This window comes from Mesorhizobium sp. RSR380A (genome assembly GCF_054719385.1).
On the sequence record NZ_JBTTIB010000001.1, the window covers coordinates 2,929,205 to 2,952,034 of the forward strand.

Sequence of the window (22,830 nt, forward strand, 5' to 3'; positions counted from 1 at the left end):
GATCTACCGCGCCAAATCCGCCACCACGGCATCGAGCACGATCATGCCGGCTGGCGTGGCGCGTAGCCTGGCATTGCCGATCGGCGCCACCAGCCCCTCATCCTGCAGCACGGTCAGCCGGGCGCTCGACAGGCCGCGCCCGGAAAACGCCTCGTAGCGGGAAAGGTCGATGCCTTCGGCCAACCTCAGCCCCATCAGCAGGAACTCGTCGGCCTCTTCGGAGCGCGTCAGGATCTCGCCGCCGGTGACGCCATGGCCCCTGGCCTCCACCAGATTGGCCCAGGTCTCCGGCATCCGCTCGGCGATCGTCACAACACGGTGGCCGTTCTCGATAAAGCGGCCATGCGCGCCCGGTCCGACGCCGACATATTCGCCATACCGCCAATAGGTCAGATTGTGCCGGCTCTCGGCGCCCGGCCTGGCGTGGTTGGAAATCTCATAGGCCGGCAGGCCATGCGCCGCGGTGACCTCCTGAGTCAGCGCATAGAGATCGGCGGCCCGGTCATTGTCGGGAACGGTAAACTTGTGCGCCGCATGCAGCGCATGGAACGGCGTGCCTTCCTCGATGGTCAGCTGGTAGAGCGACAGATGGTCGGCGGCATGGCTGATCGCCTGTTCGAGCTCCACCTGCCAGTCGTCCAGCGTCTGGCCGGGGCGGGCGTAGATCAGGTCGAAGGAAAGTCTTGGGAATATGTCCCGTGCCAGGCCAATTGCATGCAGCGCCTCGTCGACATTGTGCAGCCGGCCGAGGAAGCGCAGATCCTTGTCGTTCAGCGCCTGCACGCCGAGCGACACACGGTTGACGCCGGCGGCGCGGTAGCCGCCAAATCGCTCGGCCTCGACCGAGGACGGATTGGCTTCCAGCGTCACCTCGATGCCGTCGGGCACCGTCCAGTTCTTCGCCACGGCGTCCAGCACCGCCGCCACCGTCTGCGGCTGCATCAGCGACGGTGTGCCGCCGCCGAGAAAGATACTGGTCACTTCGCGCGGCCCGGTCCGCTCGCTCATGGTCTTCAGCTCGTTCTCGAAGGCGCGGGCAAAGCGCTCCTGGTCGACCGGCTGGTGACGGACATGGCTGTTGAAGTCGCAATACGGGCATTTGGCGGCGCAGAACGGCCAATGGATGTAGACCCCGAAGCCCGGGCTGCGGTCCAGCGACATTAAGCTGAGCCTAACCTGGCGCGGGCGAATTTCTGGAAGGCGCGGGCGCGGTGCGACAGCGCCGTCGGCTGACCGGGCTTCCAGCCGTGTTTTTCCTCAGCGCTCATCTCGCCGAACGTCTTGTCGAAACCGTCGGGCAAAAACACCGGGTCGTAGCCGAAGCCCAGTTCGCCGCGCGGCGGCCACACCAGCGTTCCCTCAGCTTCGCCGCGATAATATTCAGCCTCGCCATTGGGGAAGGCCAGGCAGATGACGGCGACGAACCGCCCCTTGCGCTGCGCTGGCTTGGCGGCGCCGACCTCCTGCAAGGCCACTTCGGTGCGCTGCATGGCCATCCCGAAGTCGCGGCTGCCATCGGGAGCTTCGGCCCAATTGGCGGTGTAGACGCCGGGGGCGCCGTCGAGCGCGTCGACGCACAGGCCCGAATCGTCCGACAGCGCCGGCAGGCCGGTCGCCTTAGCCGCGGCGAAGGCCTTGATGTAGGCGTTTTCCTCGAAGGTGGTGCCGGTCTCCTCCGGTTCCGGCAGGCCGTAGTCCTTGGCCGACTTCGCCTCGAAGCCGAACGGACCCATCAAATCGGCGAATTCGCGCAGCTTGCCTTCATTGTGGCTGGCAACGACGATCTTCTTTCCATCGAGAGAATGCATCAAAGGCCCCAGATCCTTGGCTCGGCGAATTCGATCGAATTGCCCGAGGGGTCGCGTATGTAGATCGAGCGCCCGCCCTGCGGCCATTCGAATTCGCTTTCGATGGCGATGTTTTTCGCCTCAAGTTGCGCCTTCCACTGTGCGAGTTCATCCTCACTTGCGGCAAAGCAGAGATGGCCCTCGCCGACCGTGCCATGCGGCGGCACTTTCAGCCGCGCATCGGGCGCCGGCGGGATTTTGGTGGCTTCGGCGTTGAAGATGAGCAGCACGCCCGGGCCGCAGCGGAAGAAGAGATGGCGGCCGTCGACCTTGCCGAGGAGAGGGAGGCCGAGGACGTTGGAGTAGAAGGCTTCGGCAGCGGCGAGATCCGTGACGTAAAGCGCTGACTCAAGAATAGCGGAGGGTTGCATCAGGCACCCCCCTCTGCCCTGCCGGGCATCCCCCCCGCAAGGGGGGAGATTGGCAGTTCCGCTGGCGGCGTCTCAACGTTGATGGTTGGCGAAAACGGTAGCGACCTCTGATCTCCCCCCTTGCGGGGGAGATGGCCGGCAGGCCAGAGGGGGGTGTGAAGGATCGCTGACGTCATCACGTTAAATTCAATCAGGCCACAGCCATCTGCTGCAAGCTCACCAGCCGCTGAATGCCCTTCTTTGCCAGGCCCATCAACTCCGCGAACTGCCCTTCCGAGAACGGCTCGCCCTCGGCGGTGCCCTGGATCTCGACGATGCCGCCCTTGCCGGTCATGACGAAATTGGCGTCGGTGCCGGCAGATGAATCCTCGATGTAGTCGAGGTCGATGACCGGCTGGCCGTCATGGATGCCGCAGGAAATTGCCGCGACATGGTCCTTCAGCACCTTGGCAACACTGGCCATCTGCCGCGCTTCCATCCAGCGCAGGCAATCGTAGAGCGCCACCCAGCCGCCGGTGATCGAGGCCGTGCGGGTGCCGCCATCGGCCTGGATGACGTCGCAGTCGACGGTGATCTGCTGTTCGCCCAGTGCCTGCAGGTCGACAACGGCGCGCAAGGAGCGGCCGATCAGCCGCTGGATTTCCAGCGTGCGGCCGCCTTGCTTGCCGGCCGAGGCTTCACGGCGCATGCGCTCGCCGGTCGAACGCGGCAGCATGCCGTATTCCGCCGTCACCCAGCCCTTGCCGGAATTGCGCATCCAGCCCGGCACCTTTTCCTCCAGGCTCGCCGTGCACAACACATGCGTGTCGCCGAATTTCACCAGGCACGAGCCCTCGGCGTGTTTGGAGACGCCGCGCTCGAAGGAGATGGCGCGCATTTCGTCGGCTTGGCGTTTGGAAGGGCGCATCGAGGCCTCTTTCTGTTCTTTTTACGGTTGCGTCGGCGGCTTGTAGACGCATGCAGCCCATGGCGCAAAGGAAAAGGCCCCATATAGACGCCGGGTTGCGCGGGAGCGATGGAAGTCTATATCCTTGGGCCGGAGGTTTTTGGCTCGAATGACCAAGGCAGTCACCGAACCCAGTCTGCTGGCGCCCGCGCTGCAATCGCTCGACATGCGTTCGCGCGACATTTTTAGGCGCATCGTCGAATCCTATTTGAAGGACGGTGAGCCTGTGGGATCGCGCAGCCTGTCGCGCATCCTGCCGTCGTCGCTGTCGCCGGCCACCATCCGCAACGTGATGAGCGACCTCGAGCATCTCGGCCTGATCTATGCCCCGCACATCTCGGCCGGGCGCCTGCCGACCCAGACCGGCCTGCGCTTCTTCGTCGATGCCTTCATGGAGCTTGGCGATCTCTCCGACGAGGAACGCCGGGTCATCGAGGCGCAGGTGCGCGCCTCCGGCTCGGGCGCGACGCTGGAACACATGCTGACCGAGGCCAGCCAGATGCTGTCGGGCATGTCGCGCGGCGCCGGCCTGGTGCTCGCCACCAAGAACGAGGTGGCGCTGAAGCACATCGAGTTCATCCAGCTCGAGCCGACCAAGGCGCTGGCGGTGATGGTGTCGCAGAATGGCGATGTCGAGAACCGCGTCGTCGACCTGCCGGCCGGCATCACCGTCTCGCAGCTGCACGAGGCCTCCAACTTCCTCAACGCCCATATCAGGGGCCGCACGCTCGCCGAGGCGCGCATCGAGATCGCCCGCATCAAGGACGAGACCAGGGCAGCGCTGGACACGTTGTCGCAGGACCTGGTCGAGAAAGGCCTGGCGGTGTGGGCCGGCGCCGACAGCGGCCTGCCGGCGCGCCTTATCGTGCGCGGCCGCGCCAATTTACTCGAAAACGTCACCGCCCAGGCCGATATCGAATTGCTGCGCCACCTGTTCGAGGATCTGGAGACGCAGGACGGGCTGATCCAGCTGCTCGACCTCGCCGAGGACGGCCCCGGCGTGCGGATCTTCATCGGCTCGGAAAACAAGCTGTTCTCGCTCTCCGGCTCGTCGCTGGTCGTGGCACCTTACCGCGACAAGGACGCCCGCGTCGTCGGCGCGCTCGGCGTCATCGGCCCGACCAGGCTGAATTATGCCCGCATCGTGCCGATGGTCGACTACACGGCCCAATTGATTACCCGGATGTTAAGATAATTCCGAAGCCGGGATCACCGTAAAGGAGGGCGCAGAATGGCGCTTGAATCGTTCAAGGCCCAGATCAGCATGCTGCTCGAAGAAATGGTCAACCAGCCGGAGGACGAGCACGAAATCCAGGAGCAGCTGCGCGAAAAACTGCGCGAAATGCGCGCCATGGGCTTGCCGCTGCCGGAAGATCTCGTCGCATTGGAAAAGCGTCTCGACGACGATCTCGACGTCGAAGAGGAAAGTTGAGCGGTTCTCTCGTCGAATCTGCGCGCGCACGCTTCTCTTTTGCGGCGGCCGCACAATATCTCCCTTGTCGTGACGCGCCGACCGGCGCGAGTTCGAGGAGAACAGCATGATCCGGATTGCCGGCTTCGCAGGCCTTGCCCTGCTTCTGGCCACCAGCGCCTTCGCCCAGCAGGCTGATCAACTGCTGCTGACCGGCAAGGACGCTTTCGGCGACTGGAAGGCCGACAAGCCAGGTGTGCGCCGGCTGATTAGGCCGGATGATCTGAAAAGACCCAACATCACCGGATCCGCCTCCAACAGCGCCGGCCTCGGCGATCGGCCCGAGGGCGCGAAGCCCGTCCTGCCGCCTGGGTTTTCGGCCGAACTGGTTGCTTCCGGCATTTCCAATCCGCGGGTCGTGCGCGTGGCGCCGAACGGCGACCTGTTCGTCGCCGACAGTGACGCCAACCAGATCCGCGTCTATCGGCTGGCCAAGGGTAGCGCGAAGCCGGCCGAAGAGGGCATTTTTGCCGACAATCTAAACCAGCCCTATGGCATCGCCTTCTACCCGCATGGCGACAAGCCGCAATGGGTCTACGTCGCCAACAACGACAGCGTGGTCCGCTACGCCTATCGCGACGGCGACCTTAAAGCCTCCGGCGAACCGGAGACGATTGTCTCCGACATCCCTACCGGCGGCCACTGGACCCGCGATATCGCCTTCTCGCCGGACGGGAAGACGCTGTATCTCTCGGTCGGCTCCGGATCGAACGTCGCGGAGGGCATGCAGAAGGCACCGAAGGGCGGCCTTGACGCCTGGGCAAAATCACAGCCACTCGGCGCCACCTGGGGTTCCGAGGATGGCCGTGCCGACGTGCTGGCCTTCGGCCCCGACGGCAAGAATGGCCGCATCCTCGCTACCGGCCTGCGCAATTGCTCGGGCATGACCGTGCAGCCGGCCACCGGCGCGCTGTGGTGTGTCGTCAACGAGCGCGACGGTCTCGGCGACGATGTGCCGTTCGAATATGCCACCTCAGTCAAGGACGGCGCCTTCTATGGCTGGCCCTGGTATTATATCGGCGCCAACGAGGACCCGCGTCACGAGGGCGCGCGCCCAGACCTCGCCGGCTCGGTCACCGTGCCCGACGTGCTGATGCAGGCGCATTCGGCGCCGCTCAACATCGCCTTCTATGACGGCGGCAATTTCCCGGCAGAGTACAAGGGTGACGCCTTCGTCGCCCTGCACGGCTCCTGGAACCGTGGTATGAGGACCGGCTACAAGGTGGTGCGGCTGAGATTCAGCGACGGCAAGCCGACCGGCGAGTACCAGGATTTCATCACCGGCTTCGTCCTCTCCGACGACGCCGTCTGGGGCCGGCCGGTCGGCGTCGCGGTGGCCAAGGACGGCGCGCTTATCGTCACCGAGGATGGCAACGGCACCATCTGGCGCATCACCCATGTCGATGGCCCATCCTGAGCCGGCGAACAGCGCAATCCGGCCCTAATGCACGTCCCGATGGATCACCTTGGGATAGGTATGGATCACCTCGGCCGATGAGACGCGGTCATCAAAACCGGTATCCCTGAGATTGAAGAGCCCGACCGAGCCGAAGGACTTCTTCGCCCCTTGCGCGAAGCGGCTGTCGCTGAAATCGTGCTCGTAAAGGCTCACCGTGACGTGGCCGGCATTGAGCTTCGGCACGTAAACACTGCTGATGGTGTCGTTGGCGACGCCCAGTTGGTTGATGTGGAAGCGATAGAGGTCCTGCACCATGCGCCGGGCCGCATTGCCATTGATCATCCAGTATTCGCGGCGCGATGCGCGGTTCGGGTCGATGAGTTTGAGCGGCGCCTTGCGGCCAAGCCCGAGCCAGTGCTCGAACACCATCACATTGGCGCCCCAGGGATAGGGATAATTGGACTTGTCGATGATGCGTGGCGGGCCATCCTCGGCAATCTCGGCGGTATCGACATAATCCAGCCATTGCAGCTGGAACGACGCTTCCACGTTGAGGTCGGTATTGCGCGGATCGGCAGCAATGATGCGCCAGTCCGAGACCGGCGGATATTTGGTGTCGAGGTCGATGTAGAATTCGCCTTTGGCGGTGTCGTCGGGGTCTATCTTTTGCGGTCCGTCACGCTCGATCGCCACCAGCCGCACCTTGAAGCGGTTGTTGACGACCAGCGGATAGATCATCGGACGAACGGGGTAGGCGGGGTTCCGGCTGTCGGTAAAATATCCAGTCTGCGGAACGACATCGCTATCGCCCTTGTCGAACAGGCTGAAAGCCTGACGCCCCTCGAACCACAGATACCATTCCAGCTCGTGGACGTGACCGCGTGCTTCGGAATAGTTGTTGGGCATCCACTTCATGAGCTGGATGTGAAGTCTTTTGGCTAACATGGGTGCTCCTGCCGTTCGGAGCCATGCGAGATAGCCGACCGCCTTCGGGGCGTAAGTGAACCATCTCTCGCTTTCAGGCGAGGATGACCGGCTTTCATGCCCTGCTTGGCGCAATCGAATCCGTTTTGCCGTTGCAGGCTTTCATGGCATCAGAGTCGTTTCACGAGGTGCGACCGTCATGACCCTCACCGGCTTCCTTGCCTATAGTGCTGCGCTGGGCATCGCCGCCGCCATTCCCGGGCCCGGCGTCACCGCGCTTGTGGCGCGGGCGCTCGGATCCGGCTTCCGCTCATCGCTGGCGATGTCGTTCGGCCTGATGCTCGGCGACCTCATTTATCTCACCGCGGTGGTGCTCGGCCTTGCCTTTGTCGCGCAAAGCTTCGGCATGGTGTTTCTCGCCATCAAATGGCTGGGCGTCTCCTATCTCGCCTTTCTCGGCTGGCGTTTCTGGACGGCCGGGATCACGCCCGAGACTGTCGAGGCCAGGAAAGGCAAGGGCGGCCTGGTATCGAGCTTCCTTGCCGGCCTCACCGTCACGCTGGGCAACCCGAAGACGATGATCTTCTACCTCGCCATCACGCCGACCATCGTCGACCTGAAGACCATCACGCTCGCCGACTACGGCATCCTGGTCGCGCTCACCGTTATCGTGCTCTTCGTGGTGCTTGTGCCCTATCTGGCGCTGGCCGCCAAGGCGCGCTGGTTCCTGAAATCGCCACGCGCGCTGAAGGCGCTGAACCGCACCGCCGCCGGCTTCATGGTGGGCGCGGCCGCTGCCATTGCCGCACGTCAGTAGATCGGTTCAGGCCCATCCATTCCGCCGATCGGTCCATCCGGAAAATGCGGCTTGAGGAGACAAGCGTTTTCAGCAAGCGGCCCACTCGATATTTTCGGCCGGCAGCCTATCTTGCGCGGGCGAAAGCCCTATTCTGTCCGCCGACGCCAATTGCCTGATCTGATTTGGGAGCGAAACCAATGAACAAGCCTTCCGCGCGCGCGCCCGGCCGCGGCCGTGTCTACAACTCGATCACCGAGACGATCGGCGACACGCCGCTGGTGCGGCTCGACAAGTTCGCCAAGGAGAAGGGCGTCGTTGCCAACCTTCTTGCCAAGCTCGAATTCTTCAATCCGATCGCCTCGGTCAAGGACCGCATCGGCGTTTCCATGATCGAGGCGCTGGAAGCGTCGGGCCGGATCAAACCCGGCAAGACGACGCTGATCGAGCCGACCTCGGGGAATACCGGCATCGCGCTCGCCTTCGCCGCCGCCGCCAAGGGCTACAAGCTGATCCTGACCATGCCCGAAACCATGTCGGTGGAGCGCCGCAAGATGCTGGCGCTGCTCGGCGCCGAACTGGTGCTGACCGAAGGGCCGAAAGGCATGAAGGGCGCCATCGCCAAGGCGGACGAGCTGGCCGCCACCCTGCCTGACGCCGTCATCCCGCAGCAGTTCGAAAACCCGGCTAATCCGGAGATCCACCGCCGCACCACCGCCGAGGAGATCTGGAACGACACCGATGGCGGGGTCGACATCTTCGTCGCCGGCATCGGTACCGGCGGCACCATCACCGGCGTCGGCCAGGTGCTGAAGCAACGCAAGCCCTCGGTGCATGTCGTCGCCGTCGAGCCGGAGGCCTCGCCGGTGCTGTCGGGCGGCCAGCCCGGCCCGCACAAGATCCAGGGCATCGGCGCCGGCTTTGCGCCAAAGATCCTCGACACTTCGATCTATGACGAGATCGTCAAGGTCTCCAACGAGGATTCGGTCGCCAACGCCCGCCTCGTCGCCCGCCTCGAAGGCGTGCCGGTCGGCATCTCGTCGGGCGCCGCCCTGCAAGCGGCGATCGTCGTCGGCTCGCGGCCGGAGAACAAGGGCAAGAACCTTGTGGTGATCATCCCGTCCTTCGCCGAGCGCTATCTGTCGACGATCCTGTTCGACGGGCTGGGCGCTTAACGTCTCAACGGGATAGCGGCGATCCTTCGCACCCCCCTCCGCCTGCCGGGCATCGGGGGGTGCTGTCCCTCCGACATCGGAAGTCTCATGGCTGGACCGCAGAAAACCCGGCTGTGGCGTCCGCCACCGGCTTGAGCGGGAGGCGGCTTCAGGGTCAAATCGCCCCGGCCTGCTTCGCGCGGGCAGGGGGAGAATCACATGTACAAGCTTTACACACGCCCAGGCAGTGGCGGTTTCGTCGTCGAGGCCGCATTGGCGCTGGCAAACGCGCAATTCGACCAGATCGATGTGCCCAAGAAGGATCCGCCGGACCCGGCTTTCCTCGACATCAGCCCGTTGAACCAGGTTCCGGTGCTGACCTTGCCCAACGGTCAATCGATAACCGAATCGGCGGCGATCTGCATCCTGCTTGCCGAGCGCCATCCGGAGGCGGGTCTGGCGCCGGCCGCCGGATCGCCGGATCGCGCCGGTTTCCTGCGCTGGATGGCGTTCATGTCATCGGTGCTCTACCCCGCCATCCTGCGCCTCTACTATGCCCATCGCTACACCACCGATGCCGACGGCAAGAAAGCCGTCAAGCAGGCAGCCATTGCCGAGATGGACCGCGGCTTCGCCATTGTCGATGCAGCCCTCGAGGGGCGCGGCTGGCTGGTCGGCGACGCGATGTCGCTGGCCGACATCTACCTCGTCATGCTGGTGGCCTGGCACCCCGATATGGACAAGGCGCGAGCCGACTGGCCGAACATCGAACGCTTATGGTCGGCGCTGCGCGCGCATCCGCTGATGAAACGGCTCAACACCACGCATGAAATGTGGCCGGCCTGAACGGACGCTTCAATTTCGCAGGATCGCCCGTTTCGCCTGCAGGAAGCGGCGCACGGCGGGGTCGCGTTCAAGGCCGATCGCCCGGTCATAGGCTTCGACCGCTTGCGCCGCATTGCCGAGCCTGGCCAGCAGGCCGGCGCGAGCGGCCCAATAGGGCTGATAGTCGTTGAGCCGCTTGTCGTCGCCCAGCACGTAGAGCGCCGCCAGTCCTGCCGCCGCCCCTTCGGCCTCGGCAATCGCCACGGCGCGGTTGATCGAAATCACCGGCGAGCCTGATATCGCCGACAGCGCATCGTAGAAGTTACGGATCGCCGCCCAATCGGTTTGGCCGGTCCGTCGCCGCGTCGCATGCACCGATTGTACCGCCGCTTCGAGCTGGTAGCGGCCGATGACGCCCATGGTGGCGGCGTGGCCCAGCAGCGCCTCGGCTTCGTCGATCAGCGCGTGATCCCAAAGACGGCAATCCTGGCCGGCGAGCGGCACATAATCTCCAGCCGCATCGCGCCGCGCCGGGCGGCGCGCCTCGGCAAACAGCATCAGCGCCAGCAGGCCGAGCGCTTCCGGTTCGTCCGGCATCAGCGATGCCACCAGCCGCCCGAGCCAGATGCCTTCGGTCGCCAGATTGCGCGCTCTCGTCTCGGTCCCTGCCGGGTCGGTCCAGCCTTCGGCGAAAGCCGCGTAGATCGCTTCCAGCACCGTTCCCAGCCGCTCGCCGAGTTCGGCGCGATCCGGCACGCGGAACGGAATGCCGATCTCGCGGATGCGGCTCTTGGCGCGCACCAGACGCTGGCCCATCGTCGCCGGCGAAACCAGGAAGGCCGAGGCGATCGTCGCCGCGTCGAAACCCAGAATGGTCTGCAGGATCAGCGGCGCCCGCACGCTGGCTTCGATCGCCGGATGCGCACAGGCAAACATCAGCCTGAGACGTTCGTCCGAAAGGTCTTCGTCTTCCATGCTCGCCTCCATCTCCTCGGCCATCAGCTTGAGATGGTCGCGGCTCGCCTCGCTGGTCAGCCGACGGCGCACCGCGTCGACGCGCCGCCGGCGCGCCACGGCCAGCAGCCATGCTTCCGGCTTGTCGGGCACGCCGGTCTGTGGCCAGCGCTCCAGCGCCGCGGCGAAGGCCTCGGCCAGCGCGTCCTCGGCGCCGGCCACGTCGCGGGTGCGCGCCGCTAGCCAGGCGACCAGCTTGCCGTAACTCTGCCGGGCGGCCGCTTCGGCCGCCGCCCGCGCGATCTCCGGGCGATTGTCCATCACGGTGTCATTTCTTGGGCATGTAGTCGGCCATTTCCCAGATCGGCCGCAACTCGACCGTGCCGGCGCTCGCCGCCGGACAGCGCGCCGCCCAGTCGATGGCGGTATCGATATCGGCCGCCTCGATCATGTAGAAGCCGGCAAGCTGCTCCTTGGTGTCGGCATAGGGGCCGTCGATCACGTTAGTCTTGCCGTCTGTGATCCGCACCGAGGTGGTCGCCTGGGTCGGGCGCAACCGTTCGCCGGCGAGCCATGCGCCGGATTTCTTCAACGCTTCGGTATAGGCGGCATATGCTGCGCTCATCTGCTGAGCCTTCTCGATTGGCGTGTTCGCCTGCGCGGCTTCGTCGCTGTTGATCAAAAGCATGTATCGCATGGGTCTTCTCCCGTGGTTTCGAAGGCCGCGTCCTAGCGGGGCCAGACGTATGTCGCGCGGCGGCGGCCGATTTCGACGGGCTTCAGAAAAAACTTTCGCCTCCGCCAGGAGATTTCGCAAGGACCAGATGTTCCTCCGTCTGCTGGCGGATGACCGGCAGCGGACTGGCCGTGGCTCCGCACAGCACTATCCTCCGTCGTTGGCGGGCACGTCACACGAGGCATGGGAGAAGAGAATGGAACTCGTGACCCACAAGAAATTCAAGAACGGCCGGTTGATGCCATGGGGCAAAGGCACGGTCGTCAGCGGTGCGAAAGGCACCGTCTATCTCTGCGGCAACACCGCGACATCGGCTGACTACGATCCGGCCGGCAAGAAGGGTGGCGGCTTCGCCGGCGATGCCGCGGCGCAGTGGCGGGAAGTTCTCGGCAACATCAAATCGGATCTGGAAGAACTTGGCAGCGGGCTCGACCATCTCATCAGGCTGACCTTTTTCGTCAAAGGGCCATTTCCCGACGGCGGCGTCCTCAGCTCGCCTAATTTTCGTCTCGACGTGCTGGACGCGTTTTTCGCCGAGCATTGTCCGAAGCATTGTAGCGACAACAATCCGCCGCCTTCGGAGGTAATCGGCGTCGCAGCGCTTGCCCAGGCAGACATCGTCATCGAGATCGTCGCCGTCGCGGCGCTGCCGGACTGAGGCGCGAACGAACAGGCCGGCCTTGCGCGACGTCGCCGTTGCGATCGAAGCGCGTCGGCACGAGCGGCGCCGCCGCGCCGGTGCGGGTTTTGCACCAGGCCTCGGCCTTGCCCAGTGAGCGCCCGGCGACGAGCAGGATCAGGCGTGGCTCGCTCTCCAGCAATTGCACGATGCGGCCGCCGAAAATGCCATAGCCGCCAACGACCAGAAGCCTCATCGCGCCGCTCTTTTTGCGTATGTCGTTTTCCCAGAACCGAGGTCACTTTTGGGTGACATGCGATTAGCCGATCACGCGCGCACGTATCGCGGCGGACAGGATCTCGCAACTGTCCTTGCGGCCGAACATGGCGTAGCGGTTTTTGGCGATGCGTTCGTAGAGCCAGTCACGCAAGGGGCGCGGGATGAGCAGCAGCGCTTTCGCCGCCCGCCACGGCCAGCCGAGTTCGGCCATCACCGCGATGAAACTGTCCAGCCGCATGAAGGGAGCGCCGCCGATAAGGACCAGATTGGTCTCGTAGGTGTCGGTGCGCAACCCGTATTTCTGGAACAGCGCTTCGCCGAAGGGCGATTGCGCCGTGGCGAAGCGGAAGCGGTTTTTGCGGTCGAGCCCGACCACCGTGCGTACGAAGCCCGAGCACAGCACGCAGACGCCGTCGAAAACGATGAATGGCTGGCTGGCATCGAAGGGTTCAGGAGAAGAAGTCACGGGACGTCCGGCAGCTTGTGTCTTCAGACACTAAGCCCGCCGGCAGCGGGATCAAAGCCGCGGCGTTGTCGCACGGCCTCTCGCGGCCAGCGCGGGGCGCTCGGCGCGATAGGTGGTTGCGCGGGGATCGGCCTCCGGTCTGCAGATCCGGCTGTCGTGACGCGTTTCGAACGTCATGATCAGTGCGCGCCGAGCGAGCTGCCGCGACGGGCGCAGGCCGGACCCGGGCCGCGCATGTAGTAGCGCTCCGGTCGATAGGTCGGCGCGATGAACTCGCGGATGGCGGCGGCATAGCCGGCGATGTGGCCCCAGAATTTCATTTTACTCAAGTCCCTGTCCCGATTTTCGGATGTCCCGTCCGATTGCGGGGATCATAGCGTCGAGGCGTGAATAGTCGGTGAACACGATGTTAATCTTTGGTCGAAAACCCCATGCTTCGTGGCCGGAATGCGGCTGTTTGGGGGTCTTTCGGTGTGGTTCGTCGCCATTTCCGGCATTGTGACTTTTGCATCACATATGTTTCGTCTGGATGTCGCTTGAGCGCGGTTCTGTTTCAGATTTGGCGAGCCTCTCGAAATTCCCATTCTCGCTGCCGAAACGCCCCTGGTTGCGCGCCCGGAACCGGAACGGGCCTTGCCCGTTCTCGCTTGAACCGCATCGCGCAGGAGTTCGCCATGGCACCTCGCCCCGCCTGGAAGGGCTATCTGAAACTGTCGCTGGTCACCTGCGCTGTCGAACTGACCAACGTCGTCACCCACGCCGAAAAAGTTTCGTTCCGGGTGCTCAACCGCAAGACCGGCAACACGGTCAAGCGCATCTATGTCGATTCTGAAACCGGCAAGCCGCTGGGCGATGGCGACGAGATCAGGGGCTATGAGGTGAGCCCCGGTGAGTTCGTCTATGTCGAGGACGAAGAGATCGAAGCGGTGCAGATCGAGTCCTCGCACACGATGGCGCTGGACGGCTTCGTCGACAAAGCCTCGATAGAGCAGATCTATCTCGACACGCCCTATTATGTCACGCCCGCCGACAAGGTGTCGGAGGAGGCCTTTGCCGTCATTCGCGATGCCATGGCGGACAAGAAGATGGCCGGGCTGGCGCGCGTCGTGCTCTATAGCCGCGAGCGGCCCGTGGTCATCGAGCCGCGCGGCAAAGGCATGGTGCTGACCACCTTGCGCTACGGCAACACGGTGCGGGAGCCGGAGAGCATCTTCGGCGACATCAAGGCGGTGAAGACCGACCAGGAGATGACCGATATGGCCGAACGCATCATCGACAAGAAGAAGGGGAAGTTCGATCCGTCGACATTCGAGGACAAGTATGAGGGAGCGCTGCTCGAACTGATCCGCGCCAAGAAGGCCGGAAAGAAGGCTCCGAAAGCGCAGGCCGCGCCCAAGCCGTCCAATGTCGTCAATCTGTTCGACGCGCTAAAGAAGAGCCTGTCCGATGGCGGCCAGGCGGAAGGCTCGGCGAAGAAGGCCAAGCCGGCGGCAAAAAGCGGCAAGGCGAAAGCTTCTGCGCCCAAGCGCAAGTCGGCTTGAGGGTCGGCGCCGTGGCCAACCTCGAACAATATCAGTCCAAACGCGATTTCAAGAAGACGGCCGAGCCGGCGGGCAAGGTCGCGCGCGGCAAGCAGCCCGGCGGCATCTTCGTCGTCCAGAAGCACGACGCGACCAGGCTGCACTATGATTTCCGCCTCGAGCATGAGGGCGTGTTGTGGAGCTGGGCGGTGACGCGAGGCCCGAGCCTCGACCCCCACGAAAAGCGGCTGGCCGTGCATGTCGAGGACCACCCGATCGACTATGCCGGCTTCGAGGGCACCATTCCCAAGGGCGAGTATGGCGGCGGCACCGTCATCGTCTGGGACGAAGGCACATGGACGCCCGAGATCGACCCGGCCAAGGCGATGAAGAAGGGCCATATCGACTTCGAACTCAACGGCCAGAAGCTGAATGGGCGGTGGCATCTGGTCAGATTAAGACCCCGCCCGGGCGAAAAGCGCGACAACTGGCTGCTGATCAAATCCGACGATGCCGCCGCCCGCCCCGGCGAGGATATCCTGAAGGACGCACCGAAATCGGTGAAGTCCGGCCTGACCATCGAAGAGGTCGCGGAAGGCAAGACCGCCGACGGCAAGAAGCCGAAGGTCTGGCACTCCAACAAGCGCGCGGCATCCAGCAAGGCGAAAGCCGGCAAGCGCCTCGACTTCGTCGAGCCGCAGCTGGCGACGCTGGAGCGCGAGGCGCCGCCCGGCGAGGACTGGCTGCATGAGGTGAAGTTCGACGGGTACCGCATGCAGGCGCAGATCGCCGGCACGGAGGTGCGGCTGCTGACCCGCACCGGCCTCGACTGGACGGGGAAATTCGGCCCCGAGATCGTCGCGGAACTCGCCCAGCTGAAATGCAGCGACGCCATCATCGATGGCGAGATCGTCGTGCTCGCCGACAGCGGCGTTTCGTCCTTCTCGCTGCTGCAGCAGGATCTCTCCGCCAATCGAACCGACCGCTTCACCTACTATGTGTTCGACCTGATGCGGCTTGACGGCAAGGATTTGCGCCGCGAGCCGCTGGTCGAGCGCAAGCAGGCGCTGCAGGAGTTGCTCGGCGAGACGGCCGAAAATGCCGCCGTCCGCTTCAGCGACCATTTCGCTGAGCCCGGCAAGATCATGCTGCAGCACGCCTGCCGCATGGGCCTCGAAGGCATCGTCTCCAAGCGCGCCGATGCGCCCTACCGGAGCGGCCGTGGCCCAAGCTGGGTGAAATCGAAATGCACGGCCCGCCAGGAATTCGTCATCGGCGGGTATCTGCCCTCGGACAAGACCGGCCGCGGCCTGCGTTCGCTGCTGGTCGGCTACCACGAGGGCGGCAAGCTCCACTACGCCGGCCGCGTCGGCACGGGCTTCACAGCCAGGAGCGCCACCGATCTGAAGAAAAAACTCGATGCGCTGAAGGCAGACGCCTCGCCCTTTGCCGCCGCGGTTCCCAAGGGCAAGGGCCTGGTCTGGGTCAGGCCCGAACTTGTCGGCGAAGTGGAGTTCCGCAGCTGGACCTCGGACCGTATAATACGCCACGCGTCGTTCCAGGGACTGCGCGAGGACAAGCCGGCGGAGGAAGTCGTGCAGGAAAAGCCATCGAAGGCGGCGAACAAGGCAAAGCCGGCGGCAATCAGCGCCGGCAAGGCCGCCGGTGCTAAGGCGCCCGCGACGATCACGACCAGCGTAAAACTATCCCATCCCGACAAGCTGCTGTGGCCCGAGGAAAAAATATCCAAGCAGGACTTGCTCGAACACTACGCGCTGGTCTGGCCGCGCATGGAGCAGTTCATCGTCAACCGGCCGCTCAGCCTGGTCAGGGCGCCGGATGGCATCGGCGGTCCGCGCTTCTTCCAGAAACATGCTTCGGCCGGCATGAGCGACAAGATTGCCCGCATGAAGGACCCGACCGATGGCGAGGAAATCCTGTTCATCCGCGATTTCGACGGCCTTGCCGCTCTGGTCCAGTACGGCGTGGTCGAGGTCCACATCTGGGGCTGCAAGATCGATGAGCTGGAAAAGCCGGATCAGATCATCTTCGATCTCGATCCCGACGAAGGCGTCGACGTCAAGGCGGTGCGCGAGGCCGCGCTCGACATCAGAGGCAAGCTCGACGATCTGTCGCTGCCGAATTTCGTCAAGCCGTCAGGCGGCAAGGGCTATCACGTGCTGGTGCCGCTGAAGCCGTCGGCGGATTGGGAGGCGGTCAAAACCTTCTCGCATGATTTCGCCAAGGCGCTGGAGCAGGCCGCGCCCGACCGCTACACGGCGACGCTGTCGAAAAAGGCGCGCACCGGAAAAATCTTCGTCGACTATCTGCGCAATGGCAGGGGCTCGACCACCGTCGCGCCCTACTCTTCCCGCGCCAAGAAGGGCGCGACGGTCTCGGTACCGGTGACGTGGGCGGAGGTTGAGAAGGGGCTGGCGCCGAATTCCTTCCCGATCGGCGACAAGACGACGCTGAAGGAATTGGAGAAGGCCGATCCGTGGGCGGATTTCTTCGAGCAGGCGAAGGTGCTGAAGCGGGGGTGAGCGTCGCGCGCCTCACCTGCTACGCAAGCGTTCCGTCACACCCCCCTCTGTCCGGCAGGACAGAGGGGGGTGCTGTACCGCCAGCGTCGCCCAATTAGTGCCTGCAAACTAACCCAAAAACACCCGCTCGAACGCCTGCTTCCCCGGCGGTGAAAACACCACCGCGCGGCTGTCCTTCTCCCGCCTTGCCCATTTCTCCGACAGGATCTTGTCCAGAATAGCCGCGCCGAGCGTTCCCGCGAGGTGCGAGCGGCGCACGCTCCAGTCGAGACAGGCTCGGCAGACCGGCCGGCGCGGCTTGGCGCCGACATCGATGCCGATGGCGGAAAAATGCGATGCTGCCGACGGCCCGAGCCTGATCTCCCCCGGCCGGATCTGCCCCGGCCGGATCTCCCCGAGCCTGATCTCATTGTCGTCGCGCAACAGGATGCCGCGCGCGACGAGGCGGTCGAGCATCGCCACCGCATGTTCGCCGGCGAGGTGGTCGTAGCAGACACGGGCGACGCGCATGGCGCCGTCGCGCGGGCCGGGCCGCACCCGCTTGGGGCCGACCGCTTCGGCCACCCCGGTGATCGCCTCGATCATGCCGGCCACCTGCGGCCCTGCGAGGCCGTAATAGCGATGCCGGCCCTGGCTGGCCAAAGTTAAAAGCCCGCCCTCCATCAGTTTCGACAGATGCGAGGACGCCGTCGGCAGCGACACGCCGGCCTCCAGCGCCAGTTCGCTAGCCGTCAAAGCCGTGCCGCCCATCAGCGCGTTCAGCATGTTTGCCCGCGCCGGATCGCCGACCAGGCTGGCGATGCGGGCAATGTCGGGTCCTTCACGCATAGTTAGGTCTCCATCGAAGCATTCTCGTCAGATAAGCATTATTGTCGGGCGGGATCAAGGAGAACGCCGATGCCAACCGCTTCCGCCCCACTCGCCAGCCGCCGGCGGTTTCCATTCGTCACCTGGCTGCAACGGCGGCTGCTCGCCCGCTGGTACGACCGCCATGTGCAGCGGCTCGACCTCGCGGCGGTCGACGACCATCTGCTGCGCGATCTCGGCCTGACCCGTGAGGATGTGCGCCGCGAATGCGCGAAATCCTTCTGGCAGGCCTGACCGCCAGCGCTTTCGCTTAGCAGACCCTGCGGCACAACGTTTCGACGCCGCTCGAACTATCCACGCGAACCCAAGGAGATCACGATGACCATCACCTGCTTCATCCGCTATGAGATCGACCCGTTCGGCAAGCCGGCCTTCGAGCAATATGCCAAGGCCTGGGGCCAGGCGATCCCGCGCTGCGGCGCCGATCTGATCGGCTACTACGCCCCGCATGAGGGCTCGGCCACCACCGCCTACGCCGCCTACAGCATCGACAGCCTCGCCGCCTACGAAGCATATCGCGCCCGTCTCGCCGCCGATCCGGCGGGCAAGGCCAATTACGAATTCGCCCGCCGCGAAAAGTTCATCTTGAAAGAGGACCGCATCTTCCTGAAGCTGGTGTCGGGGCCGCATGGACCGCGGCAGCTGTTCCAGACCGCGGTCAAGGAGGAGATATGATCGCTGTCATCTTCGAGGTGCAACCGGCTGAGGGAAAGCGCGATGCCTATCTCGGTATCGCTGCCGAACTGCGGCCGCTGCTCGACGGCATAGACGGTTTCATCTCGATCGAGCGCTTCCAGAGCCTGGGCGATCCCAACCGGGTCCTGTCACTGTCCTTCTGGCGCGACGAGGAAGCGGTGAAAGCCTGGCGCAACACGGAAGAGCACCGGCAGGCGCAGCATGCGGGCCGCGGCGGAATATTTGCCGGCTACCGGCTGCGGATTGCGCATGTGGTGCGGGATTACGGGCTGACGGAGAGGGACGAGGCGCCAGAGGATAGCAGGGCGGTGAATGGGTGACTAGGTATCGGCGTCGCGCCAGGCCCCCTCATCCGGCCGCTTCGCGGCCACCTTCTCCCCGCTGGGGAGAAGAGACTGGCGCAGGCTTCGAAAATCTCCTCTCCCCTCGGGGAGAGGTCAGCCGAGCGAAGCGGAGGCTGGGTGAGGGGGCGCTTGGCGCTCACGCATTCCCGATCAGCACCCCGGCCGCAAACACCAGCGCCCCGCCCAGCACCACCTGAAACGCCGCGCGCAGGAACGGGGTTTGCATGTAGCGGTTCTGCACGAAGGCGATCGCCCACAATTCGAAGAACACCACCACGGCCGCCACCGCCGTCGCCGTCCAGAAATGCGGGATGATGTAAGGCAGCGCGTGGCCCAGCCCACCCAGCGTCGTCATGATGCCGACGGTCAGTCCGCGCTTGATGGGCGAGCCACGCCCCGACAGCTTGCCGTCGTCGGAAGCGACTTCGGTAAAGCCCATCGAAATGCCGGCGCCGATCGAGGCGGCGAGGCCGACCAGCAGCGTCTGCCAGGTGTCGTGGGTGGCAAACGCCGCGGCAAAGATCGGCGCCAGTGTCGACACCGAGCCGTCCATCAGCCCGGCCAGTCCCGGCTGCACATAGGTCAGGATGAACTGGCGCTGCTCGGCGCTGGCTTCCTCGTCCTTCACCTCGCCCGGCACGAGTTTCTGTTCCAGCCGATGCGCCGAATTCTCATGGCTTTGCTCGGCCGCGGCCAGGTCGCCGAGTAGTTTCCGCGTCGAGACATCGCCGGTGCGCTTGGCCGCCTCGACATAGAAGCGATAGGCCTGCCGCTCCATCTCTTCGGCTTGGCGCCGCACATGCTCGATGCCGAGCGGCCGCACCAGCCAGTCGGGCTTGCGCTCGTAATAGCCTTTCACGTGCTCGCGGCGCAGCAGCGGAATGCGCTCGCCGAAACGTTTGCGGTAAAGCTCGATCAGGGAATCGCGATGGCCGTCTTCCTCCGCCGCCATCGCCTCGAACACTTTCGCCGATTGCGGAAAACTGTCCGCCAGCCCGTCGGCATAGGCGCGGTAGATGCGCCCGTCATCCTCTTCGGATGAAATTGCCAGGGCCAGGATCTCCTGTTCCGACAGCGTTTCGAAAGGACGGCGGCCGAAACCGAAGACACGGGAAAGCATGAGAAATTCACCCCAGTTTAGAACAATTCTAAACTAGGCGCTGCAATCTCCGCGGTCAATCACCGGTCAAGAAATGTTGAAGCGCCGGATTGCAACGCGCCCTTCATTATCGGCAAATGTTCACCTATATTGTCGCGACACGCAAGCGAAAGGCATGAGCAAGATGACGGCAAAGCCGCATGACCACTTCGATCCGAAACCCGTCCTCGATCTGATCGCCAGCATCGAGGCCGATTTGCAGCGGCTGAAAGGCCTGGTCGAACAGCAGGTCGAAAAATTCGACCCCGCCAATCCGCACAACAAGGCGCCCGACGGCAAGCTGACCGAGGAGGGCGTCGAATGCTGCTACCGCCTGTTCGACGAAGGCAAGTCGCGCTACTCGGTCGCCCAGCAGATGAAGATCTCGTTTGCCGCCGCGACGCACCGGTTCAACTCCTGGCGCAAGGCGGGCGGGCCGAAGCGGCAGAGGGCGTTGCTGGGATAATTGGCGAAAGCCGCGGCGGAACCCGATCTCCCCCCTCGTGGGGGAGATGGCCGGCAGACCAGAGGGGGGCACTGTCCCGCCGACCTTTCCCTGCCTAAAGCCCAGCACCGTCATCCGTTCAGGATGCGCCTCCAAGCTCAGCCGCAATCACAATTATGCTGGCAGACATTGTCGATGTCGCGGATGACGTCGTCATTCCAGAACCGCAGGACGGTCCAGCCATCTTGTTCGAGGTGCGATGTCCGCGTTTCTTCACCGGCAGCCGCGCCGGCGTCCGCATGCTGGGCGCCATCGACTTCGATGACCAGCTTCTTCTCCGGGCAAGCGAAATCGACGATGTAGGCGGCAATCGGAAATTGTCGTCGGAAGCCAAGCCCCATCAGCCGGTGAGCACGAAGTTCGTTCCAGAGCTTGAGCTCGGCTGGCGTCAGCACTTTGCGCATCGATCTGGCGTTTGCGCGATGTCGAGGCGGTAGAGGCGTGTGCGGCATTACGATGCTCGGTGGTTGCCGAGGCTTGCGCTCTATGGCGCCCCCCTCTGTCCTGCCGGACATCTCCCCCACTTGGGGGGAGATTGGCTTTACTTCCTACGGCGTCAGTTCAATCTCTTCCGTCTCGCCGCCATTGCAGGTGTAGCAGCAATCCTCGCATCTTTCCTTGTTGTTGGGGCCGACGCCCCAATAGGTCCCTTCGTCGCCGTCGACCCAGGCGCCGTAGCAGATGGACTCGCCTTCGTCGCACGAGACCGGGATCTGTTTGGTCTCGCCATCGTCGAGATAAAAATCCTTGTCGTTGCCCGGCCAGACATAGTCGCGGTCCTGGCTGTAGAGCTCGAGGCGCATGGCGTTGGGATGGCTGTTCTTGACGGCGAAGGTGATGTCGGCGGCGTGAGCGGCCGGCGCAAACAGCGCCGCAAGCGAGAGCGCGACGACGACGCGGCGCAGACAAGTGAAAGACATGGTGTTCCCCCGAGGCAAATCGGCCCCCCGGCCGAGAGCGCCAGCATCGCATGATGGCGGCGGAGATTGAAGGGCGGGGCGTGACTGATTTTGGGGGGATTGGTGGAGCTGCTGATCTCCCCCCTCGTGGGGGAGATGCCTGGCAAGGCAGAGGGGGGCGCTGTCCCGCCGACCTCTCATTCCTGCAGCCGCGCCATTTCAATTTTAGGCTTGCTGATCCATACGCTGGCGATCCTTCGCGCCCCCTCTGTCCTGCCGGACATCTCCCCCACGAGGGGGGAGATCAGCAGCTTCGGCGCCCCGCCCCTCACTCAACCAGATCGATCGTCTCGGTCGTCTTCTCCACGCAGATGAAGCAGCACGTATCGCACGGCTGGTCATTATCCGGCCCGACCCCCGCCGAAATCCCATCATTGCCATTCACCCAGGCGCCGTAGCAGATGTTTTCGCCTGAATTGCACGAGATCGGCACCGATTTCTGCGAGCTCGGCTCGATCAGAAACACCTGGTCGCCGCCCGGCCACGACATCTTGCGGTCACGGCTGAACAGCTCCACCGCGACTGCCTGGCTGCGCAGGTTCTTGACGAAAAACGCCATATCGGCGGCATGGGTTGGCGTGGCGAGGAGAAGGGCGGCAAGGGTGAGGCGGAGCATGGCGGGCGGTCCCGAATCGGAGATGCGAGGGTCGCACGCCGCGAGGGCCGGGCCTAGAGCCACGGCTAGGCAAGTCCCCCTCACCCGGATTGCCAGCCGAATTGCGAAAGGCAATTCGGGGCAATCCGACCTCTCCCCGAGGGGAGAGGAGCTCGCTCGGCGCTGGTGCTCGCCTCTTCTCCCCAGCGGGGAGAAGGTGGCCGCGAAGCGGCCGGATGAGGGGGCGGCCTCGTGATACGCTACGCCCCCTACTGCCCACTTCACATGCGGCGCCAGCCGTCGGATCGCGTCAATCACCTCGGCGACTTCAGCAACGTCCAGATCCAGCCGACAAAGGTCAGCACCAGGAACGGACAGCCGACGGCGGGCAGCGGCGCCGAGGTGGGCAGCAACGGCGCGCCCTACAGCACCAGGCCACCGTCACGACAAACAGGATGGCGCGCCGGTGAGCCGCATCCACAGGGCAAAAGTGTTCGCCGCGCCAATCAGGACGAGCGCCGCCGCCCACAGCGAGACGCCGCCGACATAGGACGGAACGCTGGCCTCCAGCCCCGCGGCATTGCCGGCCAAAAGCAGGCTCTCGCCGGCGAGAAAGGTGAGGAACCCGGCCGCGACGCAGTCTTTGCCGAGGCGCTGGTATTTCATGGTCAGCAGCGCGGTGGCCACCACGAGGGCTGCGCCGTCGATCGCCCACAGGGTTTCGCGCAACGGCGCGCGCTAGCGACGAAGGTGCCGGCAGGCCAAAGGCACCGCCGGTGGCGAGGCCGATTGCGGCGCCGGTGTCTGATGTGGTGCACATGTGATGTCTTCCTGGGCTGTGGAAGACTACTTCAGCCCAGATCAAAAATTGAAAGG

The 22,830-nt window shown here is 64.4% G+C and carries 28 protein-coding genes and 1 pseudogene; 13 read left to right on the forward strand and 16 right to left on the reverse strand.

Annotated elements, in window-relative coordinates; all coding sequences use genetic code 11:
- Positions 1 to 3: 3 nt before the first annotated feature.
- From hemW to rph, 4 genes are all read right to left on the reverse strand, one after another.
- Complete coding sequence (hemW, locus tag ACYG9Z_RS14180) at positions 4 to 1,161, reverse strand: radical SAM family heme chaperone HemW (RefSeq protein ID WP_023752804.1); 1,158 nt, start codon at positions 1,159 to 1,161, stop codon at positions 4 to 6.
- Positions 1,161 to 1,808, reverse strand: coding sequence for an RdgB/HAM1 family non-canonical purine NTP pyrophosphatase (rdgB, locus tag ACYG9Z_RS14185; RefSeq protein WP_023692946.1), 648 nt, complete (start codon positions 1,806 to 1,808; stop codon positions 1,161 to 1,163). Before rdgB ends, hemW begins: the two co-directional genes overlap by 1 nt.
- Complete coding sequence (locus tag ACYG9Z_RS14190) at positions 1,808 to 2,218, reverse strand: VOC family protein (protein ID WP_023692947.1); 411 nt, start codon at positions 2,216 to 2,218, stop codon at positions 1,808 to 1,810. Before ACYG9Z_RS14190 ends, rdgB begins: the two co-directional genes overlap by 1 nt.
- 190 nt (positions 2,219 to 2,408) lie before the next feature.
- Positions 2,409 to 3,125, reverse strand: coding sequence for a ribonuclease PH (gene rph / locus ACYG9Z_RS14195; protein WP_023672052.1), 717 nt, complete (start codon positions 3,123 to 3,125; stop codon positions 2,409 to 2,411).
- A gap of 148 nt (positions 3,126 to 3,273) precedes the next feature.
- Between rph and hrcA the strand changes: the two genes are divergently transcribed.
- The 3 genes from hrcA (at position 3,274) to ACYG9Z_RS14210 (ending at position 6,052) form a co-directional block, all read left to right on the forward strand.
- The gene (gene hrcA / locus ACYG9Z_RS14200; protein WP_023681233.1) at positions 3,274 to 4,359 is read left to right on the forward strand and encodes a heat-inducible transcriptional repressor HrcA; all 1,086 of its coding nucleotides are present in this window, start codon (positions 3,274 to 3,276) and stop codon (positions 4,357 to 4,359) included.
- Between the two features lie 36 nt (positions 4,360 to 4,395).
- A complete protein-coding gene (locus ACYG9Z_RS14205; RefSeq protein WP_023672050.1) occupies positions 4,396 to 4,596 on the forward strand; it encodes a hypothetical protein in 201 nt (66 codons plus the stop codon).
- A gap of 106 nt (positions 4,597 to 4,702) precedes the next feature.
- Positions 4,703 to 6,052, forward strand: coding sequence for a PQQ-dependent sugar dehydrogenase (locus ACYG9Z_RS14210; protein WP_023752803.1), 1,350 nt, complete (start codon positions 4,703 to 4,705; stop codon positions 6,050 to 6,052).
- 24 nt (positions 6,053 to 6,076) lie between these two features.
- Here the strand turns inward: ACYG9Z_RS14210 and ACYG9Z_RS14215 are convergent, their stop codons facing one another.
- The gene (locus tag ACYG9Z_RS14215) at positions 6,077 to 6,979 is read right to left on the reverse strand and encodes a hypothetical protein (RefSeq protein WP_023752802.1); all 903 of its coding nucleotides are present in this window, start codon (positions 6,977 to 6,979) and stop codon (positions 6,077 to 6,079) included.
- A gap of 178 nt (positions 6,980 to 7,157) precedes the next feature.
- Here ACYG9Z_RS14215 and ACYG9Z_RS14220 point away from each other — a divergent pair, with 178 nt between their 5' ends.
- The 3 genes from ACYG9Z_RS14220 to ACYG9Z_RS14230 all read left to right on the forward strand — a co-directional run bounded on the left by ACYG9Z_RS14220 (position 7,158) and on the right by ACYG9Z_RS14230 (position 9,754).
- Positions 7,158 to 7,775 carry a LysE family translocator gene (locus ACYG9Z_RS14220; RefSeq protein WP_023672046.1) on the forward strand — a complete coding sequence of 206 codons (618 nt, stop codon included), beginning with the start codon at positions 7,158 to 7,160 and terminating at the stop codon, positions 7,773 to 7,775.
- Positions 7,776 to 7,954: 179 nt separating this feature from the next.
- Positions 7,955 to 8,929, forward strand: a complete 975-nt coding sequence (gene cysK / locus ACYG9Z_RS14225; protein WP_023752801.1) for a cysteine synthase A — start codon at positions 7,955 to 7,957, stop codon at positions 8,927 to 8,929.
- Positions 8,930 to 9,127: 198 nt separating this feature from the next.
- Positions 9,128 to 9,754: a glutathione S-transferase family protein gene (locus ACYG9Z_RS14230; RefSeq protein ID WP_023706962.1), complete on the forward strand. Its 627-nt coding sequence runs from the start codon at positions 9,128 to 9,130 to the stop codon at positions 9,752 to 9,754.
- 9 nt (positions 9,755 to 9,763) lie between these two features.
- On the opposite strand, the gene ACYG9Z_RS14235 is transcribed toward ACYG9Z_RS14230, so the two are convergent.
- Complete coding sequence (locus ACYG9Z_RS14235; RefSeq protein WP_460222830.1) at positions 9,764 to 11,008, reverse strand: RNA polymerase sigma factor; 1,245 nt, start codon at positions 11,006 to 11,008, stop codon at positions 9,764 to 9,766.
- Positions 11,009 to 11,015: 7 nt separating this feature from the next.
- Positions 11,016 to 11,384: a YciI family protein gene (locus ACYG9Z_RS14240; protein WP_023681239.1), complete on the reverse strand. Its 369-nt coding sequence runs from the start codon at positions 11,382 to 11,384 to the stop codon at positions 11,016 to 11,018.
- Positions 11,385 to 11,619: 235 nt separating this feature from the next.
- On the opposite strand from ACYG9Z_RS14240, the gene ACYG9Z_RS14245 reads away from it, so the two are divergent.
- Positions 11,620 to 12,081: a RidA family protein gene (locus ACYG9Z_RS14245; RefSeq protein ID WP_023687546.1), complete on the forward strand. Its 462-nt coding sequence runs from the start codon at positions 11,620 to 11,622 to the stop codon at positions 12,079 to 12,081.
- Here the strand turns inward: ACYG9Z_RS14245 and ACYG9Z_RS14250 are convergent.
- The 3 genes from ACYG9Z_RS14250 to ACYG9Z_RS14260 form a co-directional block, all read right to left on the reverse strand.
- Complete coding sequence (locus ACYG9Z_RS14250) at positions 12,044 to 12,298, reverse strand: hypothetical protein (protein WP_023752381.1); 255 nt, start codon at positions 12,296 to 12,298, stop codon at positions 12,044 to 12,046. The two genes, ACYG9Z_RS14245 and ACYG9Z_RS14250, sit on opposite strands and share 38 nt — an antisense overlap.
- A 63-nt stretch (positions 12,299 to 12,361) precedes the next feature.
- Positions 12,362 to 12,787, reverse strand: a complete 426-nt coding sequence (locus ACYG9Z_RS14255; protein ID WP_031244149.1) for a thiol-disulfide oxidoreductase DCC family protein — start codon at positions 12,785 to 12,787, stop codon at positions 12,362 to 12,364.
- Between the two features lie 179 nt (positions 12,788 to 12,966).
- Positions 12,967 to 13,116 carry a hypothetical protein gene (locus ACYG9Z_RS14260; RefSeq protein ID WP_196813601.1) on the reverse strand — a complete coding sequence of 50 codons (150 nt, stop codon included), beginning with the start codon at positions 13,114 to 13,116 and terminating at the stop codon, positions 12,967 to 12,969.
- Positions 13,117 to 13,461: 345 nt separating this feature from the next.
- Here ACYG9Z_RS14260 and ku point away from each other — a divergent pair, with 345 nt between their 5' ends.
- Complete coding sequence (gene ku, locus ACYG9Z_RS14265) at positions 13,462 to 14,328, forward strand: non-homologous end joining protein Ku (protein ID WP_023752379.1); 867 nt, start codon at positions 13,462 to 13,464, stop codon at positions 14,326 to 14,328.
- 11 nt (positions 14,329 to 14,339) lie between these two features.
- The gene (gene ligD / locus ACYG9Z_RS14270) at positions 14,340 to 16,850 is read left to right on the forward strand and encodes a DNA ligase D (protein WP_023752378.1); all 2,511 of its coding nucleotides are present in this window, start codon (positions 14,340 to 14,342) and stop codon (positions 16,848 to 16,850) included.
- A gap of 108 nt (positions 16,851 to 16,958) precedes the next feature.
- Here the strand turns inward: ligD and ACYG9Z_RS14275 are convergent, their stop codons facing one another.
- Positions 16,959 to 17,678: an ArsR/SmtB family transcription factor gene (locus ACYG9Z_RS14275; RefSeq protein WP_023752377.1), complete on the reverse strand. Its 720-nt coding sequence runs from the start codon at positions 17,676 to 17,678 to the stop codon at positions 16,959 to 16,961.
- 69 nt (positions 17,679 to 17,747) lie between these two features.
- Between ACYG9Z_RS14275 and ACYG9Z_RS14280 the strand changes: the two genes are divergently transcribed.
- The 3 genes from ACYG9Z_RS14280 to ACYG9Z_RS14290 all read left to right on the forward strand — a co-directional run bounded on the left by ACYG9Z_RS14280 (position 17,748) and on the right by ACYG9Z_RS14290 (position 18,733).
- On the forward strand, positions 17,748 to 17,951 hold the full coding sequence (locus ACYG9Z_RS14280) for a DUF1127 domain-containing protein (protein WP_023752376.1): 204 nt from the start codon (positions 17,748 to 17,750) through the stop codon (positions 17,949 to 17,951).
- A gap of 84 nt (positions 17,952 to 18,035) precedes the next feature.
- Positions 18,036 to 18,392 carry an NIPSNAP family protein gene (locus ACYG9Z_RS14285; RefSeq protein WP_023692959.1) on the forward strand — a complete coding sequence of 119 codons (357 nt, stop codon included), beginning with the start codon at positions 18,036 to 18,038 and terminating at the stop codon, positions 18,390 to 18,392.
- Positions 18,389 to 18,733, forward strand: coding sequence for an antibiotic biosynthesis monooxygenase family protein (locus ACYG9Z_RS14290; protein ID WP_023692960.1), 345 nt, complete (start codon positions 18,389 to 18,391; stop codon positions 18,731 to 18,733). Before ACYG9Z_RS14285 ends, ACYG9Z_RS14290 begins: the two co-directional genes overlap by 4 nt.
- A gap of 160 nt (positions 18,734 to 18,893) precedes the next feature.
- Here the strand turns inward: ACYG9Z_RS14290 and mbfA are convergent, their stop codons facing one another.
- Positions 18,894 to 19,877: an iron exporter MbfA gene (gene mbfA / locus ACYG9Z_RS14295; RefSeq protein WP_023752375.1), complete on the reverse strand. Its 984-nt coding sequence runs from the start codon at positions 19,875 to 19,877 to the stop codon at positions 18,894 to 18,896.
- 163 nt (positions 19,878 to 20,040) lie between these two features.
- Here mbfA and ACYG9Z_RS14300 point away from each other — a divergent pair, with 163 nt between their 5' ends.
- Positions 20,041 to 20,361, forward strand: a complete 321-nt coding sequence (locus tag ACYG9Z_RS14300; RefSeq protein WP_023681249.1) for a hypothetical protein — start codon at positions 20,041 to 20,043, stop codon at positions 20,359 to 20,361.
- A 118-nt stretch (positions 20,362 to 20,479) separates the two neighbouring features.
- Here ACYG9Z_RS14300 and ACYG9Z_RS14305 read toward each other — a convergent pair.
- From ACYG9Z_RS14305 to ACYG9Z_RS14320, 4 genes and pseudogenes are all read right to left on the reverse strand, one after another.
- Positions 20,480 to 20,852: pseudogene (locus ACYG9Z_RS14305) on the reverse strand (endonuclease domain-containing protein).
- Positions 20,853 to 20,948: 96 nt separating this feature from the next.
- Entirely contained in the window at positions 20,949 to 21,320 is a 372-nt protein-coding gene (locus tag ACYG9Z_RS14310; RefSeq protein ID WP_023681251.1) for a hypothetical protein, read from the reverse strand.
- Between the two features lie 307 nt (positions 21,321 to 21,627).
- Positions 21,628 to 21,975 (reverse strand): hypothetical protein, encoded by a 348-nt coding sequence (locus ACYG9Z_RS14315; protein ID WP_023752373.1) that lies wholly within the window; start codon positions 21,973 to 21,975, stop codon positions 21,628 to 21,630.
- A gap of 420 nt (positions 21,976 to 22,395) precedes the next feature.
- Positions 22,396 to 22,683, reverse strand: a complete 288-nt coding sequence (locus ACYG9Z_RS14320) for a hypothetical protein (RefSeq protein ID WP_245259928.1) — start codon at positions 22,681 to 22,683, stop codon at positions 22,396 to 22,398.
- Between the last annotated feature and the right edge of the window lie 147 nt (positions 22,684 to 22,830).

Bases quoted from the DNA above. Each gene is read 5' to 3' on its own strand.
- hemW (WP_023752804.1), bottom strand. From the start codon at position 1,161: ATGTCGCTGGACCGCAGCCCGGGCTTCGGGGTCTACATCCATTGGCCG.
- rdgB (WP_023692946.1), bottom strand. From the start codon at position 1,808: ATGCATTCTCTCGATGGAAAGAAGATCGTCGTTGCCAGCCACAATGAA.
- ACYG9Z_RS14190 (WP_023692947.1), bottom strand. From the start codon at position 2,218: ATGCAACCCTCCGCTATTCTTGAGTCAGCGCTTTACGTCACGGATCTC.
- rph (WP_023672052.1), bottom strand. From the start codon at position 3,125: ATGCGCCCTTCCAAACGCCAAGCCGACGAAATGCGCGCCATCTCCTTC.
- hrcA (WP_023681233.1), top strand. From the start codon at position 3,274: ATGACCAAGGCAGTCACCGAACCCAGTCTGCTGGCGCCCGCGCTGCAA.
- ACYG9Z_RS14205 (WP_023672050.1), top strand. From the start codon at position 4,396: ATGGCGCTTGAATCGTTCAAGGCCCAGATCAGCATGCTGCTCGAAGAA.
- ACYG9Z_RS14210 (WP_023752803.1), top strand. From the start codon at position 4,703: ATGATCCGGATTGCCGGCTTCGCAGGCCTTGCCCTGCTTCTGGCCACC.
- ACYG9Z_RS14215 (WP_023752802.1), bottom strand. From the start codon at position 6,979: ATGTTAGCCAAAAGACTTCACATCCAGCTCATGAAGTGGATGCCCAAC.
- ACYG9Z_RS14220 (WP_023672046.1), top strand. From the start codon at position 7,158: ATGACCCTCACCGGCTTCCTTGCCTATAGTGCTGCGCTGGGCATCGCC.
- cysK (WP_023752801.1), top strand. From the start codon at position 7,955: ATGAACAAGCCTTCCGCGCGCGCGCCCGGCCGCGGCCGTGTCTACAAC.
- ACYG9Z_RS14230 (WP_023706962.1), top strand. From the start codon at position 9,128: ATGTACAAGCTTTACACACGCCCAGGCAGTGGCGGTTTCGTCGTCGAG.
- ACYG9Z_RS14235 (WP_460222830.1), bottom strand. From the start codon at position 11,008: ATGGACAATCGCCCGGAGATCGCGCGGGCGGCGGCCGAAGCGGCCGCC.
- ACYG9Z_RS14240 (WP_023681239.1), bottom strand. From the start codon at position 11,384: ATGCGATACATGCTTTTGATCAACAGCGACGAAGCCGCGCAGGCGAAC.
- ACYG9Z_RS14245 (WP_023687546.1), top strand. From the start codon at position 11,620: ATGGAACTCGTGACCCACAAGAAATTCAAGAACGGCCGGTTGATGCCA.
- ACYG9Z_RS14250 (WP_023752381.1), bottom strand. From the start codon at position 12,298: ATGAGGCTTCTGGTCGTTGGCGGCTATGGCATTTTCGGCGGCCGCATC.
- ku (WP_023752379.1), top strand. From the start codon at position 13,462: ATGGCACCTCGCCCCGCCTGGAAGGGCTATCTGAAACTGTCGCTGGTC.
- ACYG9Z_RS14275 (WP_023752377.1), bottom strand. From the start codon at position 17,678: ATGCGTGAAGGACCCGACATTGCCCGCATCGCCAGCCTGGTCGGCGAT.
- ACYG9Z_RS14280 (WP_023752376.1), top strand. From the start codon at position 17,748: ATGCCAACCGCTTCCGCCCCACTCGCCAGCCGCCGGCGGTTTCCATTC.
- ACYG9Z_RS14285 (WP_023692959.1), top strand. From the start codon at position 18,036: ATGACCATCACCTGCTTCATCCGCTATGAGATCGACCCGTTCGGCAAG.
- ACYG9Z_RS14290 (WP_023692960.1), top strand. From the start codon at position 18,389: ATGATCGCTGTCATCTTCGAGGTGCAACCGGCTGAGGGAAAGCGCGAT.
- mbfA (WP_023752375.1), bottom strand. From the start codon at position 19,877: ATGCTTTCCCGTGTCTTCGGTTTCGGCCGCCGTCCTTTCGAAACGCTG.
- ACYG9Z_RS14300 (WP_023681249.1), top strand. From the start codon at position 20,041: ATGACGGCAAAGCCGCATGACCACTTCGATCCGAAACCCGTCCTCGAT.
- ACYG9Z_RS14310 (WP_023681251.1), bottom strand. From the start codon at position 21,320: ATGTCTTTCACTTGTCTGCGCCGCGTCGTCGTCGCGCTCTCGCTTGCG.
- ACYG9Z_RS14315 (WP_023752373.1), bottom strand. From the start codon at position 21,975: ATGCTCCGCCTCACCCTTGCCGCCCTTCTCCTCGCCACGCCAACCCAT.